We start from the raw sequence: 20546 nt of genomic DNA, 5'->3' as shown, positions 1-20546 counted from the left end.
GTGTTTCAACGAAACAGTTCCGGGAGACGCGGAGATCGGAAGGCTGAACTGCTCCAGTACCCCATTGAGATGATCGATATGAGGTTCGTATGCCCGCTTATTGTCGTTCGTGACGTGAAGGTCTCCAGGGCGTTCTACGAAGAGGTGCTGGATCAACAGGTTCTCCACGATCACGGCGAGAACGTGATCTTCGAGGGAGGGTTCGCGATACACCTGATGTCGCACTTCCAGGACCTCATCGGCGTCGCCGAGAACGATATCGCTCCGCGGTCGAACAACGCCGAACTCTACTTCGAAGAGGACGACCTGGACGGCTTCCTGACAAGGCTCAAAGGGATGGACTCCGTGAACTACGTCCACGAACCGATCGAGCAGGCCTGGGGACAGCGGGCCGTCAGGTTCTACGATCCCGACATGCACATCATCGAGGTCGGCGAACCCATGGAGAGCGTGGTAACGAGGTTCCTTGAGAGCGGGCTCTCGGTCGAAGAGACCGCACGGCGCACCTCGATGCCCGAGAAGTTCGTCCGGCAGTGCGCGTGAGCCGGCACGGTATCGTAATCTCACGTGCATGAAGACTGAAGTGAGCATTATGTTCAGGAAAATACCCTGTATCCCAATCAGCGGCAAAAGCACCGCACGCGATGCCGCCGAAGAGACCCCGGCGGCGATCTTCGTCAACGGCCGGCACCTGACGACCGTCATCTTGAGCCCCGGCGAGTTTGAGGACTTCATCACCGGCTACCTCTACACCGAGGAGATCATCGGGAGCGCGGACGAGATCGAGTCGGTCAGGATCGAAGAGAACCGGATCAGTGTCATCACGAAGAACATCTTCAGGCGGGTCAGCGTGAAGAAGACCATCCTCTCCGGGTGCGGGGGAGCCGTCTCCTACATCGACACCCAGAAACTGCCCGCAATCAACTCCGATCTCGTAGTTACCGTGCCAGAGATCGAGGCCGCCGTCGCCGCCCTCACCACCCACAAACCGCTCGACGCGGTTGCTCTTGCTTCAGGAGGCCGCGTCGTCGCCCGCGCAGAAGACCTCGACCGGCACAACGCCCTCGATAGGGTGATCGGCCGGGGGCTGCGGGAATCTCTCGACTTCTCGCGGACGGTTGCCGTCGGCACCGGAACGGTCACCTCCGAGATGGTCAGGAAGTGCCTGATCGCCGGCATCCCGGTGCTCGTCTCCACCGGGGCCCCGACCGCGCTTGCCGTGGAGGTTGCGGAGGAGACCGGGCTCTGTATCGTCGGGTTCGCGGGCACGCCGGAGATGGCGGTGTATACGCACGCGGAGAGGGTTATAGAACTGGGCGCATAGGGCCCGGGTGAGCGGGCGGTCCCGGGGGGAGGGATGAGTCCGTGGGGTTCAGGAGTGGCCCTGTATATTTGATCGTGGCAGGAGAGAATGCCCAGCCGTATCTAGGCCCGGGAGTTTCCTGCCACCGGTAAGATAGTGCGTTCAGATTTAATTTTCCCAAATTTGCCCATGTAGTGAACCGTGGGGGTATCGCCATTGGGGGAGGGGCTGACGGGGAGGGGGCGTGCCCCCTCCCCTGTCTCTACCTTGTACGCGGACATCTGTAACCCCCACCACCCGCGCTTCACGCTCCTCCCGCCCCCAAGGGGGCGGGCAGTGCATGGCGATAGGCGATGCCCCTACGGGACATCGCTGGAGAAGACCGGATGTTCTGGATTTACGATATCCTAGTAGGCACGGGGTTTGAGCACCGGAGGTGCGCACCCCTCACTTCCCTCGAAATCCGTGCTAAGTGCAACCGAAGAGCAGATTCCAAGAGTAGACTGGAGATGTGGAAACCCTGAGCCTGGAAGAGCCAAACGCCGAATGGGGTTAGAGGATTGAGGGAGACGGCTCTACCGCCCCCGGCCGATCTCGTCGACGGCCGCGATGAGGAGATCGATCTCCTGCTCGGTCGTGAAAGCAGCCATGCTCGCCCGCACCGTCCCGTCCGGGAGGTTCAGGTGCTCCATCAGCGGCTGGCAGCAGTGGTGCCCCGACCGCACCAGGATGTCCGCATCCTCGTCGAGCATCTGCGCCGCCTCCTGCGGATGGACGCCGTCGATGGTGAACGAGACGACCCCAATCCGGGCGCCGGGCTTCCGGCCGGCATAGACCGTGACCCCGTCTATCCCGGAGAGCCCCTCGATCAGCCGGGCGGTCAGGCGCTCCTCGTGCCGGTGGATCTTCTCCATCCCGATCGCCGAGAGGTAGTCCACAGCAACGCCGAGCCCGATGCCGCCGCCGACGTTCGGCGTCCCGGCCTCGTAGCGCTGGTAGCCCTCCGCCGGGACGTAGCCTTCGGCGGTCACGCTCGCGACCATGCCGCCGCCGAGCATCGGGGGCTCGATGAGGAGATCCCGCATCCAGAGGACGCCGGTGCCGGTCGGGCCGAACATCTTGTGCCCCGCAAAGCAGAGGATGTCGCAGCCGAGGTCCGCGACGTTCACCGGCATGTGCGGGAGCGACTGCGCCCCGTCCACCAGGAGGAGGGCGCCGTGATCCCGGCAGAGCGCCGCGATCTCTTTAACCGGCGTCGTCACGCCGAGGACGTTCGAGGCGTGGGTGACAGCGACGAGCCGGACGCCGCCCCCGGCCAGGGTCTCCTCGAGCGCGGCAAGGTCGAGCGCGTAGTCGGCGTCGATCCCGACCACGTCGACCGCGACCCCCTGTTTTGCAAGCGCCCTCCAGGGCAGGAGGTTTGAGTGGTGCTCGAGGATGGTGGTCGCCACGCGGTCACCCGGCTTCCAGGAAAGCCCCTGCGCAACCATGTTGATCGCGTCGGTGGCGTTCTTCGTAAAGACCGTCACCCCGGCTTCGCCGCCGATGAACCGTGCCACCTTCTCGTGGGCGTGCCAGTAACGTTGCGTCGCGATCCGGGTCAGCCGGTGAACGCCCCGGCCGACGTTCGCCCGGTAACGGTGCTCGAACTCGACGAGCGCCTCCACCACCGGCTCCGGCGAGAAGGTCGTCGCTGCGTTGTCGAGATAAACGATATCGCCGAGGATCGGGAAGTCCTTACGGATCCCGTCCGGGACGGACTCGGTCTCTGCCGGCGGTGCCGGGTCACTGATACCTGTACTCTTCATGGTTGCCACCTTCTCCGCCTTCCTGACCGGGGCTTCCCGGAGGGTGAAGTCGTCATTGACGGCGATGCCCCGATCCCTGCAGACCTCGCGCATCTTCGGGGGCAGTGCCCGCCACCGCCAGAGCCCCCACCGGTGGTAGGCGTCCGGCAGCCCGTTCTTCTCCGCCCAACGGATAAGGAATTCGTCCCAGCGATCCGTCAGTTCCGGGTGCATCTCCCGGAGCCCTTCGTACTCGCTCTCGAGCACCGCCGGGCAGAGATAGCAGCCCACCCGCTCGAGCCCCATCTCGTAGAGCGGGTTCATGGGAGCCTCACGCCACCAGAGGTAGAGGAAGACCTCGAGCGCCCGCCAGTTCCGGATCGGCGAGATGTTCAACTGCAGGGGATTTGCCGGGTTCTGGCTCGTCTCATCGAGGTCGGCACGGTTCCGGGACTCATACCACCGGTTCCCCTGGATCGTGACGCAGGGGCCGAGCCCGGCGAGATAGATCTTCAACGGCTGCAGTTTCAGGAGCTTGCAGCACCAGCGGTGATCCTTCCCCGGCGGCCCCGCCTTCTCGACGGCCTGGAAGAAGTCGCCGCCTTTTTTGATGATCTCGACGCCCTGCGACGCTGCGAACTCCACCGTCTCGGGGAGCTCGAGCCCGGTATCGATGAAGAACGCCTTCTCCACCCCCGCTTTCCGCGCGAGGTGGAAGACGGCGGTGCTGTCCTTGCCGCCGGAGAATGAGACGTTTACGCACGGCCGGTCGTTCATGTGTTTTTTGATGGTGCGGACAGCGTTGCGTTCAAGGTTCTTCAAGTGGTAGCGGTTCTTCTCAATCACCGTATCCCAGTCGGGGTCGGGCCGGGTGCGGGGCTCGACGGGGACGAGTTCCTTCACCCGGATCTGCCCGTCCCTGACGATGCCCGTGCCGAACCGATTCTTGTAGGAAATGATGACCGTCCCGTCGGGGACGGGGGCCGCGAGCGGGAACTGTTTCCCGCCGATACGCCCTTTATGAGCATTCACCGCGGGCTCGGCCTCCAGGTCGACGATGCCGCGGGTCACGTGCGGCAGGATGTGCGGAAGCGCCTCGGGAGCGATATCGAGGCTGAACTTCCGCGTGATCGGGTCGAACGTGAGCCAGCCGAGCCGGTCGCCGTGGACGATCACGAGGTCCGCCCGGTCGACGCCGCCGGTCTTGTTCAGGAGCACGACACGGGGCAGCGGAACGTCGCCGAACTGTTCGGTCAGAAGGCGCCGGATGAGGGCCATGTCCGCCGTGAGGGCGGGCCGGACGTCGTGTGGCTGCAGGAGCGGTATCTCCCTGACTCTCGCTCCGCAGGCACAGGTGCGCCCGATGAGGGGGACGTTGCACTGGTCACACCAGTAGAGAACTTTTTTTACTGCCGGTTCGCGCTTCACTTTAAGAATGGTTGACGGCTGCAGACATTAAGTGAACCGACCGGGGCGGCCTCGCCCTCACGACCGCCTCAGCATCAGGCCGAGACCAACGCCGAGGACGACCAGCATGACCGCCGCAACCGCGAAGAAGACGGTCTCTGCATACCGCTGCACCTGGACGCCGGGGTAATCCGGACACGGCTCGGCGACGTCGATCGGGACGCGGGCCTCGGCACCGGAGACCGGATCGGTCACGATGAGCAGGAGCCTCCCCAACGGGAGCTCCGAGGATGCTATCACCCCCCGGTAATGCCGGGTACTGCTGTCCGATACCACACGTTCGTCCTCCGGGAGCGTATACCCGGCGACGAGCGAGCTGGAAGCGGTGTCGTAGACCCGCACATCAACGCTCTCCGGCGGACGGTAGAAACTCACATCGCGGCTCCAGGCGGCAGAGACGGCGAGTTCTTCGTCCCCGGAAAGGGTATCGTTCGATACGGCGACAACAAGAACGGGGAACGGCGGGGGCGTCGCGCCTGAGACGGCGCAGGGTGCTATGAGGAGGGGAGACAAAGCCGCCAGAAGGAGAAGGCGAACCCCGGGCGCACGGCCCGGCGTTCCACACGGTTTCATACCGGAGTACCCGCCGGGCATTAAATAACCTTTCTTCTCTCCAGCACAGGTTGCCCGGGGTCACCAATGCTCGTAGCGCACCAGTTCCGATACCCCCTTGCGCTGCTTTTCCTGCGGCCGGTCGGCGGGGTAGCCGAGCGGGGTGAACGCAACAGGCTCGGCGTCACCGGGAATGCCCAGCACCTCGCGCGCCGCGCCGGTATCGAAGGCGCCGACCCAGTGGGTTCCGAGACCAAGGCTCGCGGCCGCGAGCGTCAGGTGGTCGATGGCGATTGCCACGTCCACATCGCTGTAGTTCTTCCCGTCGGAGCGTTTCCAGGCCTCCGAAGGCACCGTGCAGGCGCAGATGAGGAGGGGCGCCTCCCAGAAGAATGATCTCGCGTAGATGCGCCTGAGTTCCTCCTCCTTCCCGGCGGTGCGGATGACGATGAACCGGAAAGGCTGCCGGTTCGCCGCCGTCGGCGCCAGGCGGACGGCATCAAGCACCGCACTGAGTTTTTCGTCCTCGACAGGGCTCTTCTTGAACGACTGGACGCTGTAACGGCTCCGCGCGAGGTCGACGAAACTTTCGAAGGTCTTCATGGCAAGTTCCGGAGTGGTCATGCGGCCCGCATCGTATCGCCCTCTATATATGGTTGTTCTCAGGAGCAGCGACCGGCGCAAGATATTTATTCGTATAACTGCGAACAACAAGTGATGCCATCCTGTTGCGTAAACAATCTCGGTGGAAAAGTCCTTCTCCTGGACGCAACGCCTGATGAGGTGAACGACTACGTCCGAAAGCACTGCAGGGAGTGTTATGAGATACCGCCGAACTTCGTGTTCAGAGATGTCCGGGTGCTCCTGAGGTCTCCGATGCTTATCGGGCTCCAGGTCAAGAAGGGAAGGATCCTGCTTCCGTTCACGAAACGCTGTGCAGGTCCCGGAACCATGCTCTACGAGGTCGCGGCAAAGGAGGACGACCTCGATCTCATCCGCAACAATCTTCCGAAGGTCTCCGGGTAAGGGCAACGCCGACCTGCAGTCCGGAGGAGTCCTGGACGGGCTGCACCGCGGTAGTTGACAGGGACAGCGGATGCGCCAGCTACGGGGTTCTGGTTTTACATCAACTCCAATTTACCATACCCACACAGCCAGACCGATCGCTATATAGTCCCTGACTGAAAAACGCTATAATGATCATTGTGGGCATTAAGGAATGGGTAATCCCTCAGGATAAGGTTTTTTTTGATCTTTTCGACAGGATGGCCCAGACGGTCGTCTCCGCAGCTGATCTGCTCGTCGAACTCGTCGAGAACTTCGATAACGTGAAAGAGCAGTGTCACCGGATGAAGCAGATCGAGCATCAGGGAGACGAGATCTCGCACGAGATCTACGAGCAGCTGAACCGGACGTTCATCACACCGCTCGAGCCGGAAGAGATCTCCCGCCTTGCATCGGCGCTCGACGACATCCTCGACTACATCGACGGCACCACGCAACAGATGTACAACTACGGCATCCCCGAGACCGACGACTCGATGATCGAACTTGCCAAACTGATCCAGCTGAGTGTTATCGAGATCGAGAAGGCCGTGACCGGAATCCGGACAATCAAGAACCCGGAGCTGATCGAGGAACGGTGTATCGAGGTGAACCGCCTGGAGAACGTCGCGGACAACGTCCTCGGCCACGCCATCATGGATCTCTTCAAAACGGAGGATGCCATCACCATCATCAAACTCAAGGACATCTACGAGAGCCTTGAGATGGCGACCGATAAGTGCGAAGACGTCGCGAATGTCTTGAGTGACATAGCCATCAGGCACTCCTGACCGCTATGGACCCGATCATCGTTCTCGGCATCCTTCTTGCCTTACTCTTTAATTTTGCAAACGGCTTGAACGATGCCGCAAACTCGATCGCTACCATCGTCGCGACAAAGGCCTTAACGCCCCTGCAGGCGGTGCTTCTTGCCGGCGTCTTCAACCTCCTCGGCCCCCTCCTCTTCACCACGGCGATTGCGGCAACCATCGGCAGGGGGATCGTCGATCCCGGATCCCTCACGCCGATACTGATCCTCATGGGCATGGCCGGCGCAGTGCTCTGGGTTCTCGTGACCTCGTTCTTCGGGATCCCGGTCTCGAGCAGCCACGCCCTGATCGGGGGGCTGCTCGGTTCCGGGATTGCGGCCGCGGGAACGGGGGCGATCCTCTGGCCGTCGCTTGTGGTCATTGAGCAGACCGTCATCTACGGGTTCATAGGCGCGATCCTCGGTGCGGTCATCACGGGCGTTATTGCACATCGGAGAGGCGACTTCAAGCCGTGGAACCTCCTCCTCGGCGGGCTCATCGGGGTGACGGTGGCAATTCCGCTCGCCATCGCAACCGGGTTTCTGAAGATCAGCGGCATCCTCGCGGTCGTGATCTTCATCGTCATCTCCCCCACGCTTGGATTCCTCTCCGCGTTCGCCCTCGGCACCCTCGTCACCTGGATCTTCCGCAACCATCCTCCCCGGCGCTTATCCCGTATGTTCAAGAACCTCCAGATCTTCTCGGGCTCGCTGCAGGCCATCGGCCACGGCAGCAACGACGCCCAGAACGCGATGGGCATCATCACCGCGATGCTCCTTGCCGGCGGCCTGATCGCCGAGTTCTCCGTCCCGCTCTGGGTCATCCTCACATCTTCCCTCGCCATATCGCTCGGAACGCTCCTCGGCGGGTGGCGCGTCATCGACAAGATGGCCAACCGCATAACGAGAATCCGGCCCTACCAGGGGTTTGCTGCGTCGACCGCCGCCGGAAGCGTCCTCTCGCTGATGACCGCGTTCGGCGTCCCGGTCTCGACGACCCACGCGGCGACCGGCGCGATCATGGGCGTCGGCACAACCCGCGGCTATTCGGCGGTCAAGTGGGGTGTTGTCCGGGAGATCCTGGTCGCGTGGGTCCTGACGATCCCGGCAGCAGCGATCGTGGCCGGCGGGTGTTACCTCGCCGCGCGGGCCCTGATCGGCGGGGGATTTTGAATAAACCGGTTCTCTGCCCGGTCGCCCGTGCTCCCTTTTATCGCGTGACGAAGTCTGACAGGTTCACATAATCCTGTAAATCCAACAGTGCATAATCCCGTCTACGGATTTTTCAGGGGCTGGGCGACTTGTAACCGGCAGTGCTTCCGTTTCAGTTCTAGCGAATCTCACGATTCGAATCCGGTGACGTCTCAAACACGAATACGAATCATGAGAGATCCCGTACACTGGACCGTGGGGATATCGCCACGCGGGGTGGGGCTGACGGGGAGGGGGTGCAGCCCCCCTCCCCTGTCTCTGCCCCGTAAGGCTCTACCTGTGACCCCCACCGCCCGCGCTTCGCGCTCCTCACTCGCACCTGACGGTGCTCAAACTCCTTCCCCAAAGGGGAAATCGTTCCGCCCCCCAGGGGGGCGGGCAGTGCGTGGCGATAGGCGGTGTCTCCACGGGACATCGCTGGAGAAGGCAAAGGGTTTTACCTGAAAAATCCGTAAATGGGATTTACGGGGTTGCGGGGAACAACTGTTCAGAGCGCAACGGATCGACCATGCAATCAGTTGCGCCACCTTCGCCACCATCCAGCCTATTTCTCCCCGCCTTTCTCCCCCAACTCCCGGTAATACCGGCAGAGGTCCGCGACGACACAGACCTCGTGCTTCGGGTTCTTTGCCGTGCAGACGGCGCGCCCGTGGCGGATCAGGAGGTAGTTGATGTCACGCCAGGCCTCCTCGGGGAAGAGGGCCACAAGATCGCGCTCAATGATCTCGGGGTTCGTGCTCTCGGTGAACCCGAGCCTCTTCGAGACCCGGCGGACGTGGGTGTCGACCGCGATACCGACGTTGATCTCGAACGCGTGGGAGAGGACGATGTTTGCCGTCTTTCTCCCGACACCAGGCAGCGTTTGAAGCTCCTCCATCGTCCGCGGAACCTCGCCGCCGAACTCGGCGACAAGTTTCCTTGCCGTCCCGACAACATGGCGCGCCTTCGCGCGATAGAACCCGATCGTCCTGATGAGCGGCTCCACCTCCGCGGGCTCCGCGCGGGCGAGCGCCTCCGGCGTCGGGTAGCGGGAGAAGAGATCGTCGCGGATGGCGTTGACGGCGCGGTCGGTCGTCTGCGCCGAGAGAATCGTGAGAATCAGCGTCTCAAACGGGTTATGGAAGTCGAGAAAATGGCGCCTGCCGTCGACGACGGGATACTGGAGAAGAAGACGCCGGTAGATCGCGCAGGCGGCCGTGCGGTTCATAATAGATGGGGCAGGGCAGATTCGAACTGCCGTCAAAGCGTCCCAAACGCTCTAGGATGGACCAGGCTACCCTACTGCCCCTGTACCTTCATACATTGGGAATCCAGACAAAAATAGTTGCCGATGAAGGAGAGGTTCAGGAGAGCAGGGGGCTCACACCCTCCTCGCAGACGACGGTGCCGACGAACGTGCCCTCCACAATCGCGCGGTAGAGGTTCTCCGGGTCGCGGCCGTCGAGCACCAGGAGCGGGATGCCCGACCGCTCGATCACCTTCCCGGCCACGATATCGAGCACCGTGTTCGCGCCCGCATCCATCCTGCTCCCCGTGATGATATCGAGAAGTTCACGCGGCGTGAGACGCTCGTGCCTCACCGCACCGGCATCCTTCTTCGGGTCGGCGCTGTAGATCCCGTTCACCGACGTCGCGTTGATGAGGAGATCGGCGCCGACGCTCTCGGCGAGGACCGCAGAGACCGCATCGGTCGTCTGCGCGGGCGTGATGCCGCCCATGACGACGACCTTGCCGGCCTGAGCGAACTCCAGCGCCTCCGTGTAGTTCTCCGCGACGCGCGGATAGGCCGCATCCCCGAGCCCGGCGATGAGAAGACGCGCGTTCAGCCGGGTCACCATGATGCCGAGCTCGTCCGCCGCCGCCTCCCCGGCGCCGAGACCGCGGGCGACCCCGATGTACCGGCGCGCCTCCCCGCCGCCGCCGACGACGATAAAAATCCGGCACGTTTCGGCCATTTTTTTCAGAACAGATACATATCGATTGATATTGTTCGATTCAAGCGAAGGAACCAGAACCGAGCCACCCAGAGAAATTACGATCTTCTTCATCCCACCCTATTATTATCCCCAATATCACTCATATACCTGTTGTGAAGAGGCTGCACTGCCCCGTATGCGGTTCTACGGATGTCTGGGCGGTTACCGGCGGGTATACGGGCTGTATCTACCGCTGCAAGCGTTGCGGCTACTCCGGAGCGCTGGTTGTCGAGTACGATGACAAAGAAGACGAGGAGCGGGGTGACCGGTAGCACGGCCGCAATAACTATCATGGTTCCCCTCACGCGGTGATTGTATGCACGAGGCGAGACTCTACCAGAAACTGGAGGACAACACCGTCCGCTGCTCGCTCTGCGCTCACCGGTGCACCATCAAGGAGGGGAGACAGGGAATCTGCGGCGTCCGCATCAACCGGGGCGGCACGCTCTACGCCGCCACCTTCGGCAAGGTCATCGCCGAAGCGGTCGACCCCATCGAGAAGAAGCCGCTCTACCACTTCCTGCCCGGAACCCTCTCCTACTCCCTCGGCACCATCGGGTGCAACTTCCACTGCGAACACTGCCAGAACTGGCACATCTCCCAGCAGACGCTGGAAATGGAAGCGCTCAGGGATATCAGCCCGGAGCAGGGCGTGGAACGGGCGATCCGGTCGGGCTGTGCGAGCATCGCCTGGACGTACAACGAACCCGCCATCTGGCACGAGTACCCGCTCGCGATGGGGACGCTAGCGCGAGAAAAAGATCTCGGGACGGTCTACGTCACGAACGGCTACATCACCGAAGAGGGGCTGCGCGAGCTCGCGGGAACGCTCAACGCCTTCCGCGTCGACATAAAAGCGTTCTCCGATGCCTTCTACCGGAAGGTCTGCGGCGGGCGGCTGCAGCCGGTCCTCGACGCGACCGCGCTTGCAAAAGAACTCGGGATGCACGTCGAGACGGTCACGCTGGTCATCCCGGGGCAGAACGACTCGATGGAAGAGATGGAGACGCTTATCCGGTGGGTGCTCAAGAACCTCGGCCCCGATACCCCGATGCACTTCACCCGGTTCCACCCTGACTATAAGATGCTCGACGCGAGGCCGACCGAGATCAGGGCTCTTGAGAAGATCTACGAGCGTGCAAAAGAACTCGGGATTCACTACCCATATCTCGGCAACGTCGGAGGACACCCCTACGAGAACACCTACTGCCCCGCCTGCGGCAGCCCCGTCATCGAGCGGTCGGGCTACGCCGTCAGGATACAGGGGCTTGAAGGACACACCTGCACCGAATGCGGCGGGCGCATCGAGTATGTCTCGGAGATCCGGTGAACGGCAGAGGTTCCTGACCGACCGGATGCTCGGGACGCTCACCCGCTACCTCCGGTTCATGGGCTACGACACCATGAGCGCAAACAGCCTCTCCCCCGGCAGTGCCCGGGAAGACACCCTCCTCCTCGAGATCGCCGTCCGGGACGACCGACTCCTTTTGACCCGCGACCGCGAACTCGCACGGCGGGGCGGTGACCAGGCGATCTACATCGCGTCCGAAGAGATCATGGCCCAGATACGGCAGATCACCGACCTCGGGCTGATCGAGCCCGAGATCCGGATGAGCCGCTGTTCGCTCTGCAACACGCGCCTTCGGCCGGCCACCCAGCGGGAGATCCGGGAGGCACGCTACGCTCCCCGGTCGACCCGGGGAAAAGAGTTCTCGTGGTGCCCCATGTGCCGCAAACTCTACTGGATGGGGTCGCACGGCCACCGCCTCGAGCGGCGCCTGAAAGAATCCTTCTCTTCCTGACCGGGTGCGTTGGAACCCGGAAAAACCTCATTTCGGACGTTTTTCGAGAATCCAGGAAAGATATATCAACTCAGAGGCGATATGAAGCGCACAGGCGGCAGGCCGGCCAGTCCGATACGGATCCTGAAGTATCGGAAGGGGCCATAAGCCCCGGTGGTCGGCGGAAACGATATGCCCGATATGAGGAATACCATGGAAAATCTAAAGATCGCATTTTTCTGCTGGGAGTCGTTGTATGCAGAGCGGGTCGGCGGGCTCGCGAACGCAGCGACAAATCTAGCCGAGACGCTGGCACAAAACCACGAGGTGCATTTTTTCACCCGGGGAGAAGGGAGGGACGCCGAGATCAACGGAGTGTGGTACCACTACTGCCGGCCGTCGGGAGAGAACATCGTCCGGTACTGCTCCGATATGAGCAGGAAGATGCTCGACCGGTTCCACGAGTTCGACGCACCGTCGTTCGATCTCCTCCATTTTCACGACTGGCACGTGGTCGACGCACTCCAGCGGCTCCGGGACAGGGAGACCGTCTTCACCTACCACTCGACGGAATTCGGTCGGAACGGAAATAATCTCAGCACCGGGTGGCCTTTCACGGAGATTACCAGGATCGAACACTGCGGCGCATCGATTGCAAAGCATATCACCGCGGTCTCCTCGACCCTCCGGCAGGAAGCCATGAGCCTCTACGAGATCCCGGACTGGAAGATCGACGTTGTCCATAACGGCATCGTTCCGGACCACTACCAGGCAGACGTCGATCCCGAAGCGGTGAAACGACGCTACGGCTTCGACCCGGAATCCCCGTTGATCCTCTTCGTCGGGCGGCTTGCGTGGCAGAAAGGGCCCGACATGCTGGTGGACGCAGCGCCCGCCCTCCTCCGGGAGCACGCCGACGGTCAATTCGCGTTCATCGGCGATGGGCAGATGCGCCGGGGGCTCGAGAACCGGGCCCGAACGCTTCCCGTCCGGTTCCTCGGGCGGCTCTCCGACGCAGACTACGTGCCGCTCCTCAACGCGAGCGACATCGTCGCCATCCCGAGCAGGAACGAGCCGTTCGGGCTTGTGCTCCTCGAAGCGTGGAGCGCCGGCCGGTGCGTCGTCGCCTCCGACGTCGGCGGGCTCTCGGAGAACATCGAGCACGGAACCGACGGGGTCAAGGTGCTCCCGCACCCGGACTCGATCGCCCGGGGGCTCTCCCGGGTGGCCGACTCACCCGAAAAAGCGCTCGCCATGGGCCGGGAGGGGCTCGACAAAGTGAAGAAAGAGTTCCCGTGGAGCCGTGTCGGCGAGCGGATGGGAGGCGTCTACAAGAAACTCGCAAAGCACGACACGATCCCCTGCTGACGTCACGGCGGCATTGCAGCCGCAAGGTGCTCCATCAGGCGGAACGGGTCGGACGCGACGATAGGAGTCCCGGCATAGAGTTCCATCCCCCCGATATCCGATGTCCGGGAATGGAGGTCGCCGCGGTCGACCACCCACGCGACGTAATACCCCTCCTCTCTGAGCGGGGGCATGTAGACCGCCGCGTTGTAACTCTGCACCCCGATGTTGCGGTAACACTCGAGCACCTTTGCGAGAGCCGGAGCGATATCGTGCGGCGACTCCGTGATGATCGCGACCTCGTGCTCCTTTTTCGGGGTGAGGTGCGCCATGACACGGGCGCCTCTGTAGACGAGCCCGAGGCCGACGGCAATATGGACGGTGAAGAGGTCGTCGTAGTACTCGCTCCCGTAGCGGCACCGGTACTCATCGCGAACCTCCTCAAGCCGTGCCGGTGCGGCATAGGGTTGGTGGGTGAGCAGCACCTGGGCATGGTTGTGCACGACGCTCGCCCCCGCACGCCAGAGGAAGTTCCAGATGATAAAAGGATAGATCGCCCGGGGATTCGTGCGGTTTGCATCCTGGCACCAGCGGATAGCCACGCTGATCATATCGGCGACCTGCGGTTCGCTGGTGACGTAAGGGTCGCTCTCCTTTGCGATGATGACACCATGGAGGTAATCGTACTTGGCGATGTTGCTTGCCGTGACCCAGTAATCGCCATCGATCCTCCCGAACGTGTCGGCCGGCGTCTCATCGAGGGGGTTTGCGAACGGGCCCTCCGCTGAGAGCGCCCGGAGATCCCGTGTCTCCTCGGCACGGGGCGTCAGCACCGGACGGCGAGACCGAACGGAGTTGAAGAGCGTACTTGCGCCGGTCTGGTTATTGGTCACCCTCACGATCTGCTGCGTCTCGATATCCCCGTATTTCTCCCGCACCCACTCGCGCATCGCGTCGGGGAATGCCAGGTGTCCGGGTTCGACGTACCAGGAGTAGATCCGGCCTACGAGTTCCTCCATACCCGGCGCAAGTTCCTGCACGATACCCGGCAATCGGGTGATATCCAGCCTGACCATAGGGTCCCCGTATACCGGCCTTCCACCGATAAAGATTCGCATCGGACGGAGCGGGATGCAGGACAGCCCGGATGGGATAAACCGTTCTCGATTACAACCCCGGTGCATCACAAAATGCGAAATAGAAGATTTATTGGTAACAGATAACGAATATAATTTGAATCACCAGAGATCCGGCTAAAGACACTTCCGATAACGTATTCTATCGGCAGCAGGAAATGGCATTCTTTGATAAATTCCGGACAAGCATCGACGGATTACGGCAGGCGAAGGATTATCCCGGTCTGGTTGCGGTTCTGAACAGTGAAGATCCTGGCAACCGTGCCGATGCAGCGCGGGCCCTCGCCGCCCTCGGGGTTCCTGCCATCCCCGAGATTCTCAAGACGCTCGAGAATGCTCGTCCCGCGTCACGAGACCGGATAACCAGATCTCTCGTTTCAATCGGCACTCCTTCTATCCCGCTGGTTCTCGCCCTGATCCTCCGGGCCGGCCCCGACCTGCAGGCAGCCATCGCCCACGCAATCGTGGAGACGGACGACGCGATGTTTGAAGCGCTGCTGCCCGCGCTGCGCCACGAACAGCCGGCAATCCGGCGTGCTACGGTGATCGCCCTTCAGGGGATGGGCAGGAAAGCAATCCCGCATCTCACAAGAGCGCTCCGTGATGGCAACCACTCGGTGCGGAGAGAGGCTGCAAACGTGCTCGCCTCGATGCAATGGTCGCCCGACGGCGTCCAGGAGAAGGTGCAGTTTTACTACCTCCGGGATGACTGGAAGGAGCTTGCCAAACTCCAGGGAGCAGCCGTCCCGACTCTCCTGAGAGCCCTGGCGAGCGAGGACCCCCGGATACGGAGCGAGTCGGCGCGAACCCTCGGGAAGATCCGCGACTCCCGGGTTGTCCCGCCGCTCATCAAAGCAGTGAAAGACCCCCAACTGGACGTCCGTATACGTGCCATCGAGGCACTCGGGGAGGTTGGTGACGACCGGGCAAAACCCCCGCTGATCAATGCCCTCAACAACCCCCACCATCTGGTGCGGATGGAAGCGGCATGGGCCCTCGGTAAGCTGGGTTGGGTGCCGCAGAGCGACCTGCAGAGAGCGGAGTACCTGATTGCAAGCGAGCAGTGGAATGAACTTGTCAGGATGGGAAAACCGGCCATCCTGCCGCTCATCAGGGCGCTGGGAGTCGAGTACTCGGGTGTCCGCACCGGCGCGAGCGAAGCATTGCGGCAACTGGGGCAGCCTGCACTCAGCGCACTGAAGACGGAAGCCTCGTTGAAAGACCCCGCACGGAAACAACGGGCCCTGACTGCCCTCAAGTACATCCGGAAGTGCCAGGAAGAAGTGTTGCAAACCCAGCCCGCACAGGAAGACTCCTCCAGATACGAGCAGGAGCTCAAAGAGGGGCTTGCAATCCAGAAGAGGTTCGAGAAGCAGTTCGGGCGCCCGAGCTACGCTCCGGGCAAGCGGGTCAAAAAAACTTCGCCGCCGGCACAGGACAAGAAACCGAAGGAGCCCGAACAGCCCATAGAGCAGACGCCGAAAGAGCCTGAACCGGCCGTAAGCCTCAGTGACCTCATTCAGGAGAGCAGGCAGGCGGAGGCTGCGTGGGCACAGGCCAAGGCGCGCTGGAAGGCCGATATGTCAGCTGCTCCCGGCGGTGCAATCCCACTGGACCAGCTCATCCCGATTGAGTTCGAGCAGGAGATCGTCGAGACCGGTGAGGCCGAACAGAAGGAGTCGTTCACCTACCAGCCCGAGAAGGAAGATCGGGAACCGCAAGAACTGGAGATCCCGCAGATATCAGAGGATACGGTCAAACTTCCGGAATCGCCGGAACCGCTCCCCGAGAAGACGCCGCTCGAACAGTACCTTGAAGCGCTCAGGAGCAGCGACGCCAGCGTCCGGGCTGCGGCGGTCGCCGCGCTCCACGGCATGGGAAAGGAGGCGATCAGATACCTCGTCGAAGCGTTAAGCGACTCACACTACGGTGTCCGCATCGCCGCCGCGGAAGCGCTCGGCGAGATCGGGGACCCGGATGCCGTCGAGGCGCTGGTCCAGGCACTCGGTGACGCAAGAGAAGATGTGCGAATCGCCGTCGCCTCGGCGCTCGGCCGTATTGGTGACCGCCGCGCAGTTGGGCCGCTCATTCACCTCTTCCGCGACCGGTACCACGGGGTCCGGGTCGCTGCGGCGGATGCCGTCGCGGAGTTCGGCCGTGGCGTGCTCAGGGAACTCGAAGAGGCGCTGAACAACCCCTTACCAGTCGTGCGGGTGACGGCGGCGAAAGCGATTGGCCTCATCGGCGCAACCGAGTCTATCCCGCTCCTCATCACGCACCTCGGGGATGCAGCACCGGATGTCCGCTGGAGCGTTGCCCGGGCCCTGGGCGACTTCGGTGCCATGGCAATCGAACCGCTCTCTCATGTGCTGAGAACAGGCAGTAAGGAGATGCGTCTTGCAGCAATTGATGCCCTCTGGGAGACACCGGACGAGCGTGCAGGCGACGTCCTGCGCTACGCTCTCGATGACGATGAGGAGGAAGTGAGGGCAAAAGCTGCGGCCGCCCTCAGAAAACGGCAGGTGATAGATGTATGGCGGAGGACGCTCGGCAGCCAGGTCGAGGAAGAGGAGCGCACCCGGAAGAAGAAAAAGAGGAAAGTGCGGCTGGAAGATACGGAAATATTCGAGCAGTCAGGCAAACAGGATATCGGCACCCTGATCAGCGCACTCAAGGACAAGGAGTGGAACACGCAACTCGGTGCCGCTACACGCCTTATCATGATGGGGCGCCCCGCCGTGGACGGCCTCATCCATGCGCTCAGGGGTGAGGACCCCGATATCCAGGCCGCTGCGGCCAGTATCCTCGGTGATATGCGTGAGACCGCGGTCACGCCGCTCATGGATGCCCTGAACGACGACGACCGGTTCGTCAGGCTCGTTGCTGCCCGAAACCTGGGCCGGATCGGGAACAAGCGGGCAGTCGAAGCCCTGATAGGCTCCCTGCACCAGGAACCCGACACCGAGGTCCGGGCGACTGTGGCGGAGGCGCTCGGGTACATGGGGATCAAACAGGCGATAAAACCGCTGACACTGGCGTTGCAGGACAGGGACGAGGAAGTCAAGATTGCCGCCGCGCGGTCGCTCGGCTACATCGGGGATCTCTCTGCCCTAGAACCGTTGGTCCTGGCGCTCCACGATGTAGACGACCGAGTCAGGTACGCCGCGCTCGAGGCCCTGAAAGATCCCGGCGATACGATACGCCGCCACCTGGTCGGCGCGCTCCGCTCGGGGGACGAGACGTTCCGGGCGGGGGTCGCCGAAGCGCTGGAAGCAGGCGGCTGGAAGCCGGAAACCCGTGCGGAACGTACGCTCTACCTCATGGCGCAGGGGAGGTGGGCCGAGGTGGAACGGGTCGGTGCCGAAGCGATCCCGGTTCTTGCGGAAACTCTCTCCGATCCGTTGATCGAGGTGCGGGCGAACGCTGTCCGGGCCATCAACCGGATCGGGGGAGAGGACGCCGTCGCCCCGCTTGTCCGGGCGCTTAAGGACGATGCGCTCGTGGTCAGAAAACGGGCCGAATGGGCCCTGATACACATGGGCGGGGCGATTATCCCGGCTCTCGACCTGGCGCACAGGGAGGAAGCGCAGCCGGAGGCGCGGGAAGGGCTGCAGCGGATCATCGGGGATATCCGCGTGAAAGAAGCGGGGAAGACCTAGGGTATCCGCCCGGTTTCCTTCCAGTAGTCATACTCGTGATGCCAGCGATCCTTGTTTGCCGTGACCAGCGCCCGCATCCGGTCACACATCGCGGCGTGGAGTTCCTCCTGCTCGGGATAGGTCTCCTTCTTCTCGATGGCTCTTGCGAGCTTCTTCCCGAGCTCGTAGGCCCTCCCCTCCGCAGGCACGATCGTCTCCGGGTCGCCGGCGAGCACCACGCCGATGCCGCCCACGGTGTTTGCGCCCAGGGTCTGGAGAACCCGGTTCAGGTACGCCACGACCTCGTCCGCCCCGGAGCCGCCTGCCGTGGAGACAGCGCACCCGTACTTCCCGAGAAACATCTGGCAGTGGATGGCGTCCGCCATCCGGTCGAACATGGTCTTTACCTGGGCGGTGACCGAGTCGATGTAGTTGGGCGACCCGAGGACAATCCCGTCACAGTCCAGCATCTTCTGGTAGAGTTCAGCAAAATCGTCGTTCTTGACGCACTCCCCCCGCTCGCAGCAGACCAGGCACCCGTTGCAGTACTCGATCCGGAGCTTCGTGACGTCCACGAGTTCTACGTCGGCCCCGGCGCTTTCCGCCCCGTCGAGGACGGCCTGAACGAGCCGGAGCGTCTGGCTCCTTGAGCCCCGGGGGCTCCCATTAATCCCAAGTATCTTCATCTCATCTCCTCTGTAAACCCGTATCCCGGATAACGCTTGCCCACGGCCTTACGGGATGTCGTGCGTGACGTCGATCCCGGCATGGTACTGCCGGTCACAGTCGCCGGGGAGCGGGTCGGTGGTGAATATCTTCGTCTCGCCCGCCTGGAACCGGGAAGCGAAAACGGTCTCGGTCGCCCGGATCATATTGCTCTCGTCGTCGATGAGCATGAACCGGACGACGACGTTTCTCGCGGACCCGTCACCGTCGTTGGTCACCCTCCCCGTCACGGTCCAGTAGCAGGACCCGTCGGTGCGCATACGCTTCTCGGGCGTGGTGACGCTGGCCGAGAACGACGGTTTCGGCCCGGCGGGCGAGTAGGTGGTCTGAACCTCCGGTGTCGCCTCCGGAGTCGGGTCCTCCGGCTCCGGCTCCGGGTCAGCGGAGTTCATGCAGCCCGCCGTAACGGCAGCGCTGAAGAGGCAGCCGAGGAGGATAAGGGTTGCAAGGCTCCTTCCCGGACGGGAGTCTTTCTTCATGATGGTTCATCGACCGGCGGATATATAACGAATGCGAAAACGCATCCGGAACGGGGAACGATTTATCTGCTCTCCGGACAAGGGCCGGCAGAAACCAGGAGGGTGACCGATGTTCAGGGAGACTGAAGAGACCGCCGGGAGGGTGTTGGTCTGCAACGCCGTGACCGGGGAGGTGGAAGAGGTTGAGAGGGTTGTCAAACCCGACGAGGAGTGGCGACGCCAGCTGACCCCGGAAGAGTTCTCCGTTGCGCGGAAGGCGGGCACGGAGCCGGCCTTCACCGGGAGGTACCACGACTGCAAGGAGGACGGACTCTACGTCTGCGTCTGCTGTGGTAACCATCTCTTCTCCTCGAAGACGAAGTTTGAGTCGGGGACGGGCTGGCCGAGTTTCTACAAGCCCGTGTCAGACCGGAACATCAGGACGGAACTTGATACCCGGTTCTTCATGAACCGGACGGAGGTGCTCTGCCGGCGGTGTGACGCCCACCTGGGCCACGTCTTCGACGACGGGCCGCCGCCGACCAACCAGCGCTACTGCATGAACTCTGCCGCTCTTAAATTCAAGCGAGGAGTGCAGACACGCATTGATTAATTGACCATTGTGCGGGTGCGCGCACAATCATGAAATGGTAATCTCGAGGTGAAGATCAATAGTGGAGAAAAACGGCTCTGTCGAAATCCATTCTCTGCTCCTCATCTCTACCCTGATGAGGTTGATGCAACCTCTGTTTGTCCCCGGAACGGCCTTATTTTCGGGCATGTCACCATACCGTGGACCTGGTGGCCTGCGCACCTTTGGTGCTCGTGCTCCTGCCCTTCTGCCAGTCGCATATCGCCATTGGGGGAACGACTGTCCGCAGGACGCGACAGTTCGCTAGAACTGGAACGTGAGCACCGAAGGTGCGAGACAGGAGTTCGAGAAACCCGAAGGGTTTCGCTGTGTGAGCGAAAGCGAAAACGAGAAGACCGAAGGTCTTCGCTGTGGGGCTGACGGGGAGTGCGACGGTTCGTAGAACCAGAGCTTGACCACCGTCAGGTGGGAAGTGCGAGCGAAGCGAGCTTGAGAAACTCGAAGAGTTTCGAGGGGGGAGCATCCCCCCTCCCCTGTCTCTACCTTGTACGCGGACATCTGTAACCCCCACTCCACCCGGCCTCCTCCCCCATAGCGATATGCGATGTATGAAGCATCCTGAGCAGGAGCAACGAAGGCATGATAAGGGATAACCGTGCCCAGGGATGCTTCTGAATTGCGACCATCTGGACAAACAGATGGGGTTTCAACAAAGCCGG

General features: G+C 62.3%; 19 protein-coding genes and 1 tRNA gene. 11 read left to right on the top strand and 9 right to left on the bottom strand.

Annotated elements, in window-relative coordinates:
* The first annotated feature begins 78 nt into the window (after nucleotides 1–78).
* Both FGW20_RS08665 and fdhD read left to right on the top strand, forming a co-directional pair.
* On the top strand, nucleotides 79–543 hold the full coding sequence (locus FGW20_RS08665) for a glyoxalase/bleomycin resistance/dioxygenase family protein (RefSeq protein ID WP_301677684.1): 465 nt from the start codon (nucleotides 79–81) through the stop codon (nucleotides 541–543).
* Nucleotides 544–592: 49 nt separating this feature from the next.
* Nucleotides 593–1324, top strand: coding sequence for a formate dehydrogenase accessory sulfurtransferase FdhD (fdhD, locus tag FGW20_RS08660; RefSeq protein WP_301677683.1), 732 nt, complete (start codon nucleotides 593–595; stop codon nucleotides 1322–1324).
* 554 nt (nucleotides 1325–1878) lie between these two features.
* Here fdhD and FGW20_RS08655 read toward each other — a convergent pair.
* From FGW20_RS08655 to FGW20_RS08645, 3 genes are read right to left on the bottom strand one after another with little or no spacing between them, the layout of a single operon-like run.
* Nucleotides 1879–4518 (bottom strand): aminotransferase class V-fold PLP-dependent enzyme, encoded by a 2640-nt coding sequence (locus FGW20_RS08655; protein WP_301677682.1) that lies wholly within the window; start codon nucleotides 4516–4518, stop codon nucleotides 1879–1881.
* A 57-nt stretch (nucleotides 4519–4575) separates the two neighbouring features.
* Nucleotides 4576–5130, bottom strand: a complete 555-nt coding sequence (locus FGW20_RS08650) for a hypothetical protein (RefSeq protein WP_301677681.1) — start codon at nucleotides 5128–5130, stop codon at nucleotides 4576–4578.
* A 60-nt stretch (nucleotides 5131–5190) separates the two neighbouring features.
* Nucleotides 5191–5733, bottom strand: coding sequence for a nitroreductase family protein (locus tag FGW20_RS08645; RefSeq protein ID WP_301677680.1), 543 nt, complete (start codon nucleotides 5731–5733; stop codon nucleotides 5191–5193).
* Nucleotides 5734–5826: 93 nt separating this feature from the next.
* Here FGW20_RS08645 and FGW20_RS08640 point away from each other — a divergent pair, with 93 nt between their 5' ends.
* The 3 genes from FGW20_RS08640 to FGW20_RS08630 all read left to right on the top strand — a co-directional run bounded on the left by FGW20_RS08640 (nucleotide 5827) and on the right by FGW20_RS08630 (nucleotide 8134).
* Nucleotides 5827–6135: a DUF1894 domain-containing protein gene (locus tag FGW20_RS08640; RefSeq protein WP_301677679.1), complete on the top strand. Its 309-nt coding sequence runs from the start codon at nucleotides 5827–5829 to the stop codon at nucleotides 6133–6135.
* Between the two features lie 179 nt (nucleotides 6136–6314).
* The gene (locus FGW20_RS08635) at nucleotides 6315–6944 is read left to right on the top strand and encodes a DUF47 domain-containing protein (protein WP_301677720.1); all 630 of its coding nucleotides are present in this window, start codon (nucleotides 6315–6317) and stop codon (nucleotides 6942–6944) included.
* Nucleotides 6945–6949: 5 nt separating this feature from the next.
* The gene (locus FGW20_RS08630; RefSeq protein WP_301677678.1) at nucleotides 6950–8134 is read left to right on the top strand and encodes an inorganic phosphate transporter; all 1185 of its coding nucleotides are present in this window, start codon (nucleotides 6950–6952) and stop codon (nucleotides 8132–8134) included.
* A 583-nt stretch (nucleotides 8135–8717) separates the two neighbouring features.
* On the opposite strand, the gene nth is transcribed toward FGW20_RS08630, so the two are convergent.
* From nth to pyrH, 3 genes are all read right to left on the bottom strand, one after another.
* Complete coding sequence (nth, locus tag FGW20_RS08625) at nucleotides 8718–9380, bottom strand: endonuclease III (protein WP_301677677.1); 663 nt, start codon at nucleotides 9378–9380, stop codon at nucleotides 8718–8720.
* 6 nt (nucleotides 9381–9386) lie between these two features.
* Nucleotides 9387–9461, bottom strand: a tRNA-Pro gene (locus tag FGW20_RS08620).
* A 55-nt stretch (nucleotides 9462–9516) separates the two neighbouring features.
* Complete coding sequence (gene pyrH, locus FGW20_RS08615; RefSeq protein WP_301677676.1) at nucleotides 9517–10221, bottom strand: UMP kinase; 705 nt, start codon at nucleotides 10219–10221, stop codon at nucleotides 9517–9519.
* Between the two features lie 41 nt (nucleotides 10222–10262).
* Here pyrH and FGW20_RS08610 point away from each other — a divergent pair, with 41 nt between their 5' ends.
* The 4 genes from FGW20_RS08610 (at nucleotide 10263) to FGW20_RS08595 (ending at nucleotide 13298) form a co-directional block, all read left to right on the top strand.
* Nucleotides 10263–10421: a ZPR1-type zinc finger protein gene (locus FGW20_RS08610; protein ID WP_301677675.1), complete on the top strand. Its 159-nt coding sequence runs from the start codon at nucleotides 10263–10265 to the stop codon at nucleotides 10419–10421.
* A 44-nt stretch (nucleotides 10422–10465) separates the two neighbouring features.
* The gene (gene amrS, locus FGW20_RS08605) at nucleotides 10466–11479 is read left to right on the top strand and encodes an AmmeMemoRadiSam system radical SAM enzyme (RefSeq protein WP_301677673.1); all 1014 of its coding nucleotides are present in this window, start codon (nucleotides 10466–10468) and stop codon (nucleotides 11477–11479) included.
* Entirely contained in the window at nucleotides 11460–11951 is a 492-nt protein-coding gene (locus FGW20_RS08600) for a Mut7-C RNAse domain-containing protein (RefSeq protein WP_301677671.1), read from the top strand. Before amrS ends, FGW20_RS08600 begins: the two co-directional genes overlap by 20 nt.
* 192 nt (nucleotides 11952–12143) lie before the next feature.
* Nucleotides 12144–13298, top strand: coding sequence for a glycosyltransferase family 4 protein (locus tag FGW20_RS08595; RefSeq protein ID WP_301677670.1), 1155 nt, complete (start codon nucleotides 12144–12146; stop codon nucleotides 13296–13298).
* A gap of 2 nt (nucleotides 13299–13300) precedes the next feature.
* Here FGW20_RS08595 and FGW20_RS08590 read toward each other — a convergent pair whose 3' ends face one another.
* Nucleotides 13301–14353: a hypothetical protein gene (locus FGW20_RS08590; RefSeq protein WP_301677669.1), complete on the bottom strand. Its 1053-nt coding sequence runs from the start codon at nucleotides 14351–14353 to the stop codon at nucleotides 13301–13303.
* Nucleotides 14354–14571: 218 nt separating this feature from the next.
* Between FGW20_RS08590 and FGW20_RS08585 the strand changes: the two genes are divergently transcribed.
* Nucleotides 14572–18072, top strand: a complete 3501-nt coding sequence (locus FGW20_RS08585; protein ID WP_301677668.1) for a HEAT repeat domain-containing protein — start codon at nucleotides 14572–14574, stop codon at nucleotides 18070–18072.
* Here the strand turns inward: FGW20_RS08585 and FGW20_RS08580 are convergent.
* A complete protein-coding gene (locus tag FGW20_RS08580; RefSeq protein WP_301677667.1) occupies nucleotides 18069–18737 on the bottom strand; it encodes a flavodoxin family protein in 669 nt (222 codons plus the stop codon). The genes FGW20_RS08585 and FGW20_RS08580 overlap by 4 nt on opposite strands.
* A 48-nt stretch (nucleotides 18738–18785) precedes the next feature.
* Entirely contained in the window at nucleotides 18786–19256 is a 471-nt protein-coding gene (locus FGW20_RS08575; RefSeq protein ID WP_301677666.1) for an FxLYD domain-containing protein, read from the bottom strand.
* A gap of 109 nt (nucleotides 19257–19365) precedes the next feature.
* Here FGW20_RS08575 and msrB point away from each other — a divergent pair, with 109 nt between their 5' ends.
* Nucleotides 19366–19848 (top strand): peptide-methionine (R)-S-oxide reductase MsrB, encoded by a 483-nt coding sequence (msrB, locus tag FGW20_RS08570; protein WP_301677665.1) that lies wholly within the window; start codon nucleotides 19366–19368, stop codon nucleotides 19846–19848.
* Nucleotides 19849–20546: the final 698 nt, after the last annotated feature.

Origin of the sequence: Methanoculleus methanifontis (genome assembly GCF_030464365.1) — an archaeon.
Lineage (GTDB): Archaea > Halobacteriota > Methanomicrobia > Methanomicrobiales > Methanoculleaceae > Methanoculleus > Methanoculleus methanifontis.
The sequence above is the reverse complement of the archived record's forward strand: the minus strand, read 5'-3'. Positions and strand labels throughout refer to the sequence as shown.

Excerpts from the sequence above, each read along its gene's own strand:
- FGW20_RS08575 (WP_301677666.1), bottom strand. The coding sequence starts at position 19,256 with ATGAAGAAAGACTCCCGTCCGGGAAGGAGCCTTGCAACCCTTATCCTC.
- FGW20_RS08590 (WP_301677669.1), bottom strand. The coding sequence starts at position 14,353 with ATGGTCAGGCTGGATATCACCCGATTGCCGGGTATCGTGCAGGAACTT.
- FGW20_RS08585 (WP_301677668.1), top strand. The coding sequence starts at position 14,572 with ATGGCATTCTTTGATAAATTCCGGACAAGCATCGACGGATTACGGCAG.
- FGW20_RS08580 (WP_301677667.1), bottom strand. The coding sequence starts at position 18,737 with ATGAAGATACTTGGGATTAATGGGAGCCCCCGGGGCTCAAGGAGCCAG.
- FGW20_RS08595 (WP_301677670.1), top strand. The coding sequence starts at position 12,144 with ATGGAAAATCTAAAGATCGCATTTTTCTGCTGGGAGTCGTTGTATGCA.
- fdhD (WP_301677683.1), top strand. The coding sequence starts at position 593 with ATGTTCAGGAAAATACCCTGTATCCCAATCAGCGGCAAAAGCACCGCA.
- FGW20_RS08650 (WP_301677681.1), bottom strand. The coding sequence starts at position 5,130 with ATGAAACCGTGTGGAACGCCGGGCCGTGCGCCCGGGGTTCGCCTTCTC.
- nth (WP_301677677.1), bottom strand. The coding sequence starts at position 9,380 with ATGAACCGCACGGCCGCCTGCGCGATCTACCGGCGTCTTCTTCTCCAG.
- FGW20_RS08600 (WP_301677671.1), top strand. The coding sequence starts at position 11,460 with ATGTCTCGGAGATCCGGTGAACGGCAGAGGTTCCTGACCGACCGGATG.
- FGW20_RS08665 (WP_301677684.1), top strand. The coding sequence starts at position 79 with ATGAGGTTCGTATGCCCGCTTATTGTCGTTCGTGACGTGAAGGTCTCC.
- pyrH (WP_301677676.1), bottom strand. The coding sequence starts at position 10,221 with ATGAAGAAGATCGTAATTTCTCTGGGTGGCTCGGTTCTGGTTCCTTCG.
- amrS (WP_301677673.1), top strand. The coding sequence starts at position 10,466 with ATGCACGAGGCGAGACTCTACCAGAAACTGGAGGACAACACCGTCCGC.
- FGW20_RS08630 (WP_301677678.1), top strand. The coding sequence starts at position 6,950 with ATGGACCCGATCATCGTTCTCGGCATCCTTCTTGCCTTACTCTTTAAT.
- FGW20_RS08640 (WP_301677679.1), top strand. The coding sequence starts at position 5,827 with ATGCCATCCTGTTGCGTAAACAATCTCGGTGGAAAAGTCCTTCTCCTG.
- msrB (WP_301677665.1), top strand. The coding sequence starts at position 19,366 with ATGTTCAGGGAGACTGAAGAGACCGCCGGGAGGGTGTTGGTCTGCAAC.
- FGW20_RS08645 (WP_301677680.1), bottom strand. The coding sequence starts at position 5,733 with ATGACCACTCCGGAACTTGCCATGAAGACCTTCGAAAGTTTCGTCGAC.